The sequence below is a fragment of the Salinivibrio sp. AR640 genome, assembly GCF_001995405.1.
GTDB lineage: Bacteria > Pseudomonadota > Gammaproteobacteria > Enterobacterales > Vibrionaceae > Salinivibrio > Salinivibrio costicola.
The window spans coordinates 130830-143420 of the sequence record NZ_MUFD01000003.1 but is presented as its reverse complement, the minus strand read 5'-3'; the positions used below and the strand labels follow the sequence as shown (position 1 = coordinate 143420).

The window sequence follows — 12591 nt, the reverse complement described above, 5'->3', positions numbered from 1 at the left end:
AAATAGCGTGCTTACGCGGCGGACCAATGCGGCAAGCGCTGGGCGGCGATATAAAAAAGACGGTCGCCCGGCAATACTTTTGTCCCCATTGGCGGGTTTAAGATAATACCTTGGCCTTGGTCGATCCCAATTAAGGTGGCGTCATATTCTTGCTTGAGCTGACCAAAGAGATCGCCGGTATCGATTTCTGTTGCGTTACTCGGATAACGAGCACAGTATTGCGTCATCCCTTGTGACGTGCTCAAAAGCTCATGATGCAACTGACTTGAACCGGGATCCACCGCCGCTTTTGCTAGCATTTCGACCGACACCGACGGCACACATTCCGCATGCGGGTAGTGCTGTTTGAGGATTTGGCTTATCGCATCATCTTGAAAATAAGCCAATAAATGCGCTGACGGATTTTTATGTGCGCAGAACAGAGCCGCTGACAAAGTAATATCATCTTCTGGGTTATCAATAATAATACTCGAGGCATGCTCGACCTTGGCGCGGGCAATGCCTTCAGCATCGGTAAAACTTGCCACGCGCACAAATTCCACCTCACCAGGCAGTGGGTTTTCGATTTCTGCGCGTGCACAAAGCACAATCGGGCGCTCACCGTGTACTCCGCTTTGCAATAAACGAATTAGCTGTATCGTACGTTGTCCGTTCCAGCCTAAGATAAGAAGATGATTTTTCACACTAATACTCCGTTTTCCTTGTAACCCGCGTCGCCAATAATCCACCAGTGATCCGGTGACATGCCCAATCACCACCGCAAACAACCCTAAGCCGCCGGGAATAATCCAAAAAGACGTGATCCATTGCCCCCACTCAGTAACGGGGGAATAATCGCCGTAGCCAACGGTCGAGGCCGTCACAATCAAGTAATACACATAGCGGCTCAGCGACTGGGTCATCGCGGTCTCGCCCGCCCCATATAAAAGTAGCCAGCCAATCACGCCATAGGCGAGTACCACCAAGCCGAGCATACGCCCGTTCAAATGGGCGAAGCGACTGATAATCCAACGTTTAAAAAGCAACCAAAAGGTCATAAATTTTCGCTCATTCACTTCAGTGATCGCAGTATGAAGTGATTTGCGTCAGGTTTACAGTGTAAATCAGGCGCTTGGCGTCAATGCGATCACACTTTGCTTGGATAATCCTACAAAGCCAATTTAAAGCGTTAAAATATTATAAAAAGCTTAATTACATCATTAGGAGTCAGCGTGTTTATATCTCGGCGTCAACTTGAACAAGAGCAGCAAATGCAGGTTGCTCTGCAGCAAAAAATTGAGCAAATTAATCATACCATCGACGCGCTGAATGCAGAGAAAGGCGCATTGCAGGCAGAGCTGGATACCGTCGCGAAAAAACGCCAAACCGGCAAAGCGATCGACGCCAACTTATGCCACTTTGGTGATTCGATCAACGCCACCCAATCCTCTCTGGCCACCTTGGCGGACACCATTAACGGTGAAAAAGAGCGTGTGACCGAAGTGAGCCATCAAGCGGCATCATGCGCCGAGCAAGTCAATGACCTTGCGCGTCATGTACAGTCGTTATCTTCGCAATGTCAGCAATCGTCGGAAGCGATTCGCTCGCTCGATCAACACGCCCAAGAGGTGAGTGGCATTGTCAATTTGATTCGTGATGTCGCCGATCAAACCAACCTGCTGGCGTTAAACGCAGCCATTGAAGCGGCACGCGCCGGTGAGCAGGGCCGAGGGTTTGCGGTGGTTGCCGATGAAGTACGCAACCTTGCCGAGCGCACGTCCACTGCCACCCAAGATATTACCCAGCTGGTGGAAAAAATTCGTGCGGGCAGCAGCCATGCGTGCACGCTCACCGATACCCTTGCCACTGAAGCCATTCAATACAGCGAACAAGGCCAACAGGTTGCCGATGCCATGGCCACCCAAAGTGAGCAAGCACAGCACAGCCGCACCACCATTAAAGCCTCTGCACTGCGCGCCTTTTGTGAACTGGCAAAACTTGACCATATCAGCTTTAAATTTGCGATATACCGCGTGGTATTGGGCGAAGACAGCATGATGGCGGACGATGTCACCGATCACACCCAATGCCGACTCGGCCAGTGGTATAACCATGGTGAAGGGCAGCAATATTTTGGGCAGTTGCAAACGTTTAAAGCCATTTCCGCGCCTCACGAGCAAGTGCACACCCATGCCAAGGCTGCGGTGGCGGCGTTTCATGCTCAACAACCGGATCAAATGGTCACCGCATTAAAAGAGATGGAAAACGCCAGCATGACGGTGATCGATAAGCTTGAACATCTCGCAATAGAAGGGAGTGAAGAGGTGGCGTAACAACGGGGTGTTAAATCGACGAGCTCATGGTAATCTCAAGTCAAACCAAGGAAAGATGGCCGAAGGAGGCTGAAGTAACCATGACGTCGATTGCACTACTCGATGGTGGCCTAGGGCAAGAAATTTATCAACGTGGCCCCGATGTGAGCTCTAAGCTTTGGTCGGTCGCGGTGATGTTAAAACATGCCAATATTGTCAAAGACGTGCACAAAGATTTTATCCGTGCCGGCGCGAAAACACATACCCTAAATACCTATCCTGCGACACCCACACGTCTGGCCAAAGCGGGGTTGAGCGATAAAATCAACACCATTTATCAAAAAGCCTTCGAAGCGCTACAGCAAGCCGTGGATGAGACAGGCGCCGATGTCGATATTGCCGGTTGTTTGCCACCGCTGGTGGGCAGCTACCTCGGCCAGCCGCAACGCAGCTTTAATGACATGAAAGCCGAGTTTTTGCATATTGCCCGCTTGCAGCCTCATGTAGATGTGTTTTTAATCGAAACCATGACCAACACCCTCGAAGCGCGCGCGGCCTGTGCTGCGGCCCAAGAGCAAGGCAAACCCTATGGCGTCGCGTTTCGGTTAGAGGCAGCAGGCACCTTGCGCTCGGGCGAGTCACTTGAACAAGCGATGCACGCCGTGGCCGAGTATGCCCCAACCGCGGTGATGCTAAACTGTTGCGATCCTGCCGTGCTGACCACCGCCATGCCGCAAATGGCGACCCAAGCTAACATTGTCGGTGGCTATGCCAACGCCTTTAAATCGGTAGAAGACATGGCCAAAGGCAGCAAAGCCGATGCCCTAGAAGCGCGTGAAGATCTTTCACCCTTAGTCCACACCGAACGTGTACAACAATGGATTGCCGACGGCGCCCTGGTGGTCGGCGGCTGCTGTGAAATCACCCCCGCCCATATCCAACACCTCGCGCAAACCCTTGAACAGTCCCACGAGATCATCAAGTTTTCGCAGTTGAGGGGTTAAGGCTTTAACGCGTTCCCACGCGCCGGCGTGGGAATGCATACTGTAGCCGGTGTACCACTCGTTCCCACGCTCCTGCGAGGGAATGCATACCGTAGCTAATGCACCACTCGTTCCCACGCTCCGGCGTGGGAATGCATACTGTAGCCAATTCACCACTCGTTCCCACGCTCCTGCGAGGGAATGCATACCGTAGCTAATGCACCACTCGTTCCCACGCTCCGGCGTGGGAATGCATACTGTAGCCAATTCACCACTCGTTCCCACGCTTCTGCCGCGTGCTCTAAGAGCTGGTTCAACTCAGATGGCTGGTGAGCAGGGTAGTTGTCTGCAGGGGTGAACAGGGGAGTGTGATTAGTTGAAAAAGCGAAAAAGCGAAGCGTGAGCCGTTTTAAAAAACCATACATCTTGCCTAATGATGCATGTTGAATTACGATACTCCAATATTATTGCATCATTGAGCATACTGCATGAGCGAGCAGCCCAAACAAAAACGCCCTCTGCGCAGCTTGGCGACTATCCAGCCTGGCTACCCGTTCCGGGGAAAGCTCCCCATCGATAGCAACGGGGACGCTTACGTGGTGCAGTTCCGGCACATTGTTCTCGGCGAGCGCTTGAGTGACAAAGACGGAAAAGCCCTCGACCGGGTCAAGCTGCCGGGCCGAAAGCCCCCCAATTATCTTTGCCCCAGCGACCTGATATTCATGGCTAAAGGCACTCGTAACCATGCGGCAGTGATAGCCGACGTTCCTAGCAATACAGTGTGCACGCCAAACTTTTATCACATACGCCTAAAACCGGAGGTGGCGCGGCTCTTGCCCGAGTTTCTGGCCTGGCAGCTCAACCATGTAGATGCCCAGCGGTACTTTGCCTCTTGCTCCCAAGGCTCGGCGGCACCCAGCATTACCAAATCACAACTGGGTGACTTACCCATCGTCATACCATCCATTGAACAACAGAAGCTGATGGTCAAGCTATCCGATGCTGCCACCAGTGAGCAAAAACTTTTGAGTCAGTTAATGGAAAACCGACGGCGCATGCTTGATGCTGTCGGACACCATATTCTTCATCCGGATCACTCCACAGGAAATTGATATGAGCAACGACGCAGTAAAGCAGGAACAGATCAACAAAGCGGTCTGGAACGCCTGTGACACCTTCCGGGGCACGGTAGACCCCAGCATTTACAAGGACTACGTGCTAACCATGTTGTTCGTGAAGTATCTATCGGACGTTTGGCAGGATCACTACGACAACTATGTGGCTGAATACGGCGATACGCCGGAGCTGATCGAAGAGCTGATGAAGAACGAGCGCTTCGTTCTGCCCCGGGGGTCGAGCTTCTACGACCTCCACGACAAGCGCCATGAGCCGGGCAACGGTGAGCGGATCGACAAGGCGTTGCACGCCATTGAAGAAGCCAACATCGTCAAGCTGGCAGATGTGTTCCAGGACATCTCTTTCAACTCGACGAAGCTGGGCGACGAAAAGCAAAAGAACGAGCTCCTGCGCTACATCCTCGAAGACTTCCTTCGGCCGGAACTGAACCTGCGTCCGAGTCGGATCGGGAAGCTAGATGTGATTGGTAACGCCTACGAATACCTGATCAAGAATTTCGCAGCCACCTCCGGCAAGAAAGCCGGCGAGTTCTATACCCCGCCGGAAGTGTCCGAGCTGATGGCCGAGATCGTTGATCCCCAGGCCGGCGACGAGATCTGCGATCCGGCGTGCGGCTCAGCCTCCCTGTTGCTCAAGTGCGCCAACCAGATTCGCAAGGAAGACGGCTCCAAGAAGTTTGCCCTGTTTGGTCAGGAGGCCATTGGCAGCACCTGGGCCCTGGCCAAAATGAATATGTTTCTACACGGTATCGACAACCATAAGCTCGAATGGGGCGACACCATTCGTAACCCGCTCCTACTGGACGAGAACGGCGGTCTAAAGCATTTTGAAGTGGTGGTGGCCAACCCCCCGTTCTCACTGGAGAAGTGGGGCTATGAAGGCGCTGACGGCGACCCGTATGCCCGCTTCCGTCGCGGTGTGCCGCCTAAGTCCAAGGGCGACTATGCGTTCATCCTGCACATGATCGAGACGCTGAAACCAAAGACCGGCCGCATGGCAGTTGTTGTGCCTCACGGCGTCCTGTTCCGAGGCTCAGCGGAAGGAAAGATCCGGAAGAAGCTGATCGAGGAGAACCTTCTGGATGCCGTGATCGGCCTGCCCGAGAAACTGTTCTACGGCACCGGCATCCCGGCGGCCGTACTGGTGTTCCGTAGGGACAAAACCGACAACAAGGTGCTGTTCATCGACGCCAGTCGCGAGTTCCAGGCCGGCAAGAACCAGAATCAGTTGTCCGATGAGAACATCGCCAAGGTGGTCGACACCTATAAACAGCGCGACACCCGAGACAAGTATTCCTACGTGGCCAGTCTGGAAGAAATCCAGGAGAACGACTTCAACCTTAACATCCCCCGCTACGTGGACACCTTCGAGGAAGAGGAAGAGATCGACCTGATGGCCGTGCAAGCGGAGCGGAAGGAGATTGAAGCTGAGATTGCGAAGTTGAACGAGCAGATGGACGGCTATCTGAAGGAGTTGGGTTATGGTGCCTGATGGGTGGAAAGCCAGACAAATTGGCGATGTTGCAACATTTTCTTCTGGGGGCACACCCAGCAAACAAACTATGGGTTACTGGGGCGGCTCTGAGCCATGGATTTCGGGTAAAGACCTTAAATCACATTACCTTCGAAAGAGCATCGATACGCTCACCACCGAAGGCTTTGCCGTTGCAAAAAAAGCTCCTCAGGGGTCATCGCTGATTCTCGTCCGAGGGATGACCCTGTTAAAGGATTTTCCAGTCGGCTACGCCAGTAGAGAGCTGGCATTCAATCAAGATATTAAGGCCCTAGTACCCAAAGACCATGTTGACGGCCTATTCCTTTCATTTCTGCTAGTTGCACAAAAACATCAAATTCGGCAGCTTGTCAGCACAGCCGGGCACGGAACAGGAAGACTCGATACTAGCTTGGTTAAAGCATATCCAATTAATCTCCCTCCTCTCCCCGAACAAAAAAAGATCGCCCAGATCCTCTCCACCTGGGATCAGGCCATCACCGCCACCGAGCGCCTGCTTGAGAACAGCCAACAGCGGAAAAAAGGCTTGATGCAGCAGTTGCTGACTGGGAAGAAGCGGTTGCCGGGGTTTGAAGGGGAGTGGAGCTACCAGGAGATTGGAAAATTCTTGATAGAGAGCCGTATCCAGTCAGACTCTAATGACCCAAGCAAACGACTGACGGTACGGCTCAATTTGAAAGGCATTGAACAACGAGAAGTCCGAGGAACCGAAGCCAAGGGTTCAACAGCTCATTATGTTCGATTTGCAGGCCAATTCATCTATGGGAAGCAAAACATTCATAAAGCTGCGTTCGGTCTTATTCCAGAGAAGTTTGATAAGTTCGAGACATCTCAAGATCTACCGGCTTTTGATTTCAACGAAGGAGTTGATAGTCACTGGTTCCTATATTTCTGCTCACAAGAGTGGTTTTACACTGATCTCGAAAAAAAGATGACAGGAACTGGCTCAAAGCGTCTCAACCCAAAAGCTTTTTTAAAAGTAAAGCTACCCACTCCATCTTTTGATGAACAAAGAGCTATTGCCGAGGTGCTAGATCTAGCATCTCGTGACATTGATGCGATCAAAACCAAGCTTGAACTGCTACAAAACGAAAAAAAAGCCCTGATGCAACAACTCCTCACCGGCAAACGTCGGGTGAACGTGGAAACGGAGGCCGCATGAACACCACCCCTCAAGGGAATGAGCAGTATTCCAGCCACATCCCGGCCTTGGCTACATTGATTAACCTTGGCTGGACGTTTTTGCCGGCCACCAAGTGTCAGGCCCTACGGGGCAGCCAGCGGGATGTGGTGTTGAAGCCAGTATTGGAGCAGGTGTTGCGCCAGCGTCGATTCGAGTTCAAAGGTGAATCGTACCCGTTATCTGAACAGGCCGTGGATCAGGTGATGCGTGAGATCACCACGCCGTCCATGGCGCAGGGTCTGATGGCGGCCAACCAGTCCGTTTACGACATGCTAACGCTCGGCATTACCGTGACCGAGTTTGTCGACGGCAAGAAGGCCACGCCCACGATCCATCTCATCGATTGGGAGAACCTAGACAACAACCAGTTCCATGTCACCGAGGAGATGGAAGTGTTGTCCGCCCAGGGCACCCACACCCGCCGGCCGGATGTGGTGACGTTTGTTAACGGCATTCCTCTGGCGGTGATCGAGGCCAAGAAGGCGGCCTCCGGCAACCCTAATAAGGACATGGTGGAAGAAGGGATCAGCCAGAACATCCGTAACCAGAAAAACGATGAGATCCCCTACCTGTACGCCTTCGCTCAGCTGTTGTTTGCGATTAGTCGCAACGATGGCCGGTATGGCACCACGCATACGCCGATGAAGTTCTGGTCGAAGTGGCAGGATGAGGAGTTCGACGACCGGTACGTTCAGAGCATCACGAATCAGCCGCTGTCTGCGTCGGACAAGGACGCCCTGTTTCAGGACAAACCCGGTAAGATCCGCGATTACTTTGAAGCCCTCTGGTCGAAGCCGATGATGCCCACCGAGCAGGATCGGCTGTTAGTGGGCCTGCTTGACCGGTACCGCTTTCTGGAGTTTCTGCGGCTGTTCATCCTGTTCGACCAGAAGATTGGCAAAATCGCGGCCCGGTACCCACAGGCTTTTGGTATCAAGGCCCTGCTGGAACGTATCTCTGACTTTAAGCCCTCGGGTGAGCGTAAAGGCGGTGTGCTTTGGCACACCACTGGTTCCGGCAAGTCCTTCACCATGGTCTATCTATGCCGCGCCTTGCTGCTCAGCGACGCATTGAAGAACTGCCGGATCGTCGTGGTCACCGACCGAGTGGATCTGGAGAAACAGCTGTCCAAGACTTTTCTGACCGGCGGGGCCTTTGGTGGCGATATCGCCGGCAAGAAGAGTGGCGATTCACTCGCCAAGACCCGCTCCGGTAAAGATCTGGCCAAGCGCATCGGCCAGGGCAACGACCGGATCATCTTCACCATCATCAACAAGTTCGCCTCAGCCGCTAAACAGCCGGAGTGCTACAACCCCTCCGAAAACATCATCGTCATCGTCGATGAGGGGCACCGGAGCCAGGGCGGTGAGAACCACCAGCGCATGCGCCTGGCCTTGCCCAATGCGTCGTTCATTGCCTTTACCGGCACCCCGCTTTTGGACAAGGAAAAAAGCGAAACTGCCGAAAAGTTCGGCGCCATTATCCACGCCTACACCATGAAGCGGGCCGTAGAAGATGGGACGATTACCCCGCTGTTGTATGAAGAGCGCAAGCCGCTGTTAAACGTGAACCAGGAAGCCGTTGATACCTGGTTCGAGAAAGTCACAGCGTCCTTGTCGGACAACCAGAAAGCCGACCTCAAACGCAAGTACGCCAAGCAGGGCCAGATCTATACTGCCGAAGACCGTATCAAGCTCAATGCCTTCGACATCAGCGTGCATTTCAGCGAGAACTTTAAAAAGGCCGGACTGGAGCTGAAGGGCCAACTGGCGACGGACAGCAAGCTCAGCGCGATCCGCTACAAGAAAGCGCTAGATGATCTGGGCCGGGTGACCAGTGCCATCGTGATTTCTGCCCCGGACACCCGGGAGGGCCACACTGAGGTCGATGAGACCAGCCTGCCGCTGGTGCAGGAATGGTGGAAGAAAAACGTCACGGGCGATCCTGAGGACTACGAGAGGACCATCATCGAGCATTTCGGTACCGATGGGCCACCGGACATCCTAATCGTGGTGGACAAGCTGCTGACCGGCTTCGACGAGCCCCGTAATGCGGTGCTCTATATTGATAAGCAGTTAAAGGGACACAATCTTATCCAGGCCATTGCCCGGGTGAACCGCCTGCATCCTCAAAAACGTTTTGGCTACCTGATTGATTACCGGGGCATCCTCAAAGAGCTGGATACCGCGATCCGCGACTACCAGGACTATGAGCACCAGACTCAGGGCGGCTTTGCCATCGAGGATATCGAGGGCCTGTACGCTAACGTAGATACCGAATATAAAAAGCTGCCAGCACTGCATGACCGACTCTGGCGCTTCTTCAGCCACATTGATAACCGGCTGGATCAAGAGTCCTACCGCCAAGTGTTCATGCCCAAGTACGAGACGGATGAGGACGGCGTGGAGATGGATAGCCGGCAAGCGTTGCGGGAAGACTTCTACGAAGCGTTGACCGAGTTTGGTATGTGCTTGAAGACCGCTCTCTCCACCCAGGGCTTCTTTGAGGATAAGGCGTTCTCTGAGGCGGATATTCGCCGATACAAAGCGGATCTGAAGTGGTTCGCCGAGCTGCGGAAAACCGTGCGTATGGATGCTCAGGAAACTGTCGATTACTCCGCTTACGAGGGCCAGATTCGGGATCTGATTGACCGGTACGTGACGGGCGTTGATGTTGATAGAAGCGAAGACGCAGTGGTGATTGAATCGATTAGCGAAACCCGCCCAGACTATTGGTCAGACGATAAGGCTCGAAACGAAACCGATAAAATCAAAACTCGTACCAAAAAAACCATCGAAGAAAAGCTTGGCGACGACCCCTATGCCAAAAAGGTGTTTTCAGCGCTGCTGAAAGAAGCCATCGAAAAAGCCGAATCCATGTTTGACTACAAGGCGCAGTTCAAATTGTTCCGTGATCTGGAAGCTATGGTGGAAGAGCGGGACGTACCCGATTTGCCCACTGACCGGTTCGAGGGTAACAAGCACGCTCAGGCCTACTATGGGGCCTTCAAGCTGGTAGTGGGCGAGGACTTCTCTGCACTGGAAGCCGAAAAGGGCGAACAGCTGATTCAAGAGGCTTTCGAGATCGATCAAGTGGTTAACCGCGCCGTGGCCGAGAACTCTCTGAATCCGGTCGGTATTGAGCAGGACGTTCGCAAAACGCTCTTGCCAAAGCTGTTCGGCCTCATCGGGCTGGATAAAGCCAAAGTGATGCTCGATGAGGTGGTGCAGATTCTGCGTAATGGAGTCGCCCGTTGATGGCCTCCGTAGAGTCACATCAGGACGAGCAGCCACTGGAGTACGTGTCCCGGTACGGTGACCGGGAGTTCCGGTACCGCCTGTGCTATGTGCCTGATCACAAGAAAGCCACCATAAGGGTGCATGTGCATCCGAATGGCATGGTGCAGGTGGACGCCCCTGAGTCGGTTCAGCTGCCGGAGATCAAGTCTGCCGTCCAGCGCCGGGCACGGTGGATACTCAAACACCTGGATGACATCGAGGAGCGCACCCGCTACGTTCAACCCCGACAATGGGTGAGCGGGGAGAGCATGCTGTACTTAGGCCGGCGATACGTGCTGAAGGTGATCAACGACCCCAATCAGCAGAAAGTGACCTGCAAGCTCTTAGGCGGGCAGTTGCGCGTGCAAGGAAAGAACGTCAGTCCAGAGCGGACGCAGAAAGTGGTAAGCCAGTGGTACCGAGACAAGGCCCGGGACGTGTTCGAGCGACGGCTTAAACTCATGGTCGACACTCTGCCCTGGACACAAACTCTGCCGCCCTGGCGCATCATGGAGATGCAGACTCAGTGGGGCAGTTGTTCACCCGAGGGCGCAGTGCTACTGAACCCGCACCTGGTCAAGGCCCCAATCCGGGCCATCGACTACGTGATTCTGCACGAGCTGTGTCATCTGGTGGAACACAACCACAGCCAGCGGTTTTACAACCTGCTGGATCGGTTTATGCCGGAGTGGCGGACAATAAAAGAAGCTCTGGATGGAAAAGCGGAGATTTTACTTTCGGAAACTGCGTTGCCTGAATTCAGATAATCATTGAACTCATCACGCTAGCGGCGAGCAGATCATCAAAGCCAAGTATAAAATCAGTAACTGGAAGCAATGCAATCAGGCATTAGTGAACCGTGGGTAGTGTTCAGAATTCTGTGTCATTTCGTTAGACTGTATCAAAAAGGAATGACACATGACCAAACCAACATTCGATATGGATACCGCCTTGCAAGCTTTGCGTGAAGGTAAAGACCTCACCGGCAAAGACGGTATCTTAACCTCCCTCATCAAGCAGCTCACTGAAGCAGCCATGCAAGCTGAGCTTGATGAACACCTCGCTGATGAAAAGCAGCCTAACCGTAAAAACGGCTCTACATCAAAGTCCGTTAAGAGCCCGGCTGGCGGCTTTGAACTCAGTACACCACGGACCGAGCAGGCTCGTTCGAGCCGCAATTAGTGAAAAAGCATCAAACGCATTTAACCGATGAGTTGGAGCGTAAAATCCTTGCGCTGTTTTCGCTGGGTACCAGTTACCAAGATATCCGCATGCATATCGAAGAGTTGTACGGTATTCATGTGTCCAACGGTACCATCAATGCCGTGACTGATAAGCTATTGCCTGAGCTTCAGGCTTGGCGTGAGCGGCAATTAGAAGCGGTCTATCCGATTGTCTGGCTCGATGTCATTCACTATAAAATCAAAGAGAACGGGCGCTTTATCACTAAAGCGGTGTACACCATTCTCGGCCTCAACGTTGAGGGTAAAAAAGAGCTGCTGGGCCTTTACCTGTCAGAGTCTGAAGGTGCCCATCACTGGCTCAGCGTGCTGACCGACCTGCACAACCGTGGTGTAAAAGATATCCTTATTGCGTGCGTTGATGGTCTTAAGGGCTTCCCTGAAGCGATTGAAAGTATCTATCCGAAGACGGAAGTACATCACTGCATTATTCATCAAATTCGCCACTCAATGAAATACGTGGCCAGTAAGCACCAAAAAGCCTTCATGGCCGATTTGAAGTGTGTGTACAAGGCAGTCACATTATCCGCCGCAGAGAGCGCGCTGGATGACTTAGAAGCTAAGTGGGGTGACAAATACCCCATCGTTATTAAGTCCTGGCGCAATAAATGGTTCACACTCTCTACTTACTTCAAATATCCGGAATACGTGCGTACCGCCATTTATACGACGAACGCCGTTGAGGCCGTGCACCGCCAGTTCCGCAAACTGACCAAAACCAAAGGCGGTTTTGCCAATGAGAACAGCTTGCTCAAGCTACTCTACGCAGGTATGTTAAAGGCGTCTGAGCGTTGGTCGCATCCGGTGCAGAACTGGAGCCTGACGCTATCGCAGCTGACCATTCACTTCGAAGGCCGACTGGATGATCACATAGACCTATGAAAATTGGCTGACACAGAATATTGAACACCCTCGCCAGACGCAGCGCCTACCTATCCGTATTCGAGCTATTTACTTAATAAAGCA

At 53.0% G+C, this 12591-nt stretch carries 8 protein-coding genes and 1 pseudogene; 8 read left to right on the top strand and 1 reads right to left on the bottom strand.

Annotation, left to right across the window (positions count from 1 at the left end; all coding sequences use genetic code 11):
* Positions 1–11 precede the first annotated feature (11 nt).
* On the bottom strand, positions 12–1037 hold the full coding sequence (locus BZG75_RS03230) for an ion channel (protein ID WP_077460828.1): 1026 nt from the start codon (positions 1035–1037) through the stop codon (positions 12–14).
* 174 nt (positions 1038–1211) lie between these two features.
* On the opposite strand from BZG75_RS03230, the gene BZG75_RS15610 reads away from it, so the two are divergent.
* The 8 genes and pseudogenes from BZG75_RS15610 (at position 1212) to BZG75_RS03190 (ending at position 12507) form a co-directional block, all read left to right on the top strand.
* Positions 1212–2312: a methyl-accepting chemotaxis protein gene (locus tag BZG75_RS15610; protein ID WP_077460829.1), complete on the top strand. Its 1101-nt coding sequence runs from the start codon at positions 1212–1214 to the stop codon at positions 2310–2312.
* 80 nt (positions 2313–2392) lie between these two features.
* Entirely contained in the window at positions 2393–3295 is a 903-nt protein-coding gene (locus BZG75_RS03220) for a homocysteine S-methyltransferase family protein (RefSeq protein ID WP_077460830.1), read from the top strand.
* A gap of 467 nt (positions 3296–3762) precedes the next feature.
* Positions 3763–4386, top strand: a complete 624-nt coding sequence (locus BZG75_RS03215; protein ID WP_077460831.1) for a restriction endonuclease subunit S — start codon at positions 3763–3765, stop codon at positions 4384–4386.
* Position 4387: 1 nt separating this feature from the next.
* Entirely contained in the window at positions 4388–5902 is a 1515-nt protein-coding gene (locus BZG75_RS03210) for a type I restriction-modification system subunit M (RefSeq protein ID WP_077460832.1), read from the top strand.
* Complete coding sequence (locus BZG75_RS03205) at positions 5892–7085, top strand: restriction endonuclease subunit S (RefSeq protein WP_077460833.1); 1194 nt, start codon at positions 5892–5894, stop codon at positions 7083–7085. The genes BZG75_RS03210 and BZG75_RS03205 overlap by 11 nt, the downstream gene beginning before the upstream one ends.
* Entirely contained in the window at positions 7082–10363 is a 3282-nt protein-coding gene (locus BZG75_RS03200; RefSeq protein ID WP_077460834.1) for a type I restriction endonuclease subunit R, read from the top strand. The genes BZG75_RS03205 and BZG75_RS03200 overlap by 4 nt, the downstream gene beginning before the upstream one ends.
* Positions 10363–11151, top strand: coding sequence for a M48 family metallopeptidase (locus BZG75_RS03195; protein WP_077460835.1), 789 nt, complete (start codon positions 10363–10365; stop codon positions 11149–11151). Before BZG75_RS03200 ends, BZG75_RS03195 begins: the two co-directional genes overlap by 1 nt.
* A 151-nt stretch (positions 11152–11302) precedes the next feature.
* Positions 11303–12507: pseudogene (locus BZG75_RS03190) on the top strand (IS256 family transposase).
* Positions 12508–12591: the final 84 nt, after the last annotated feature.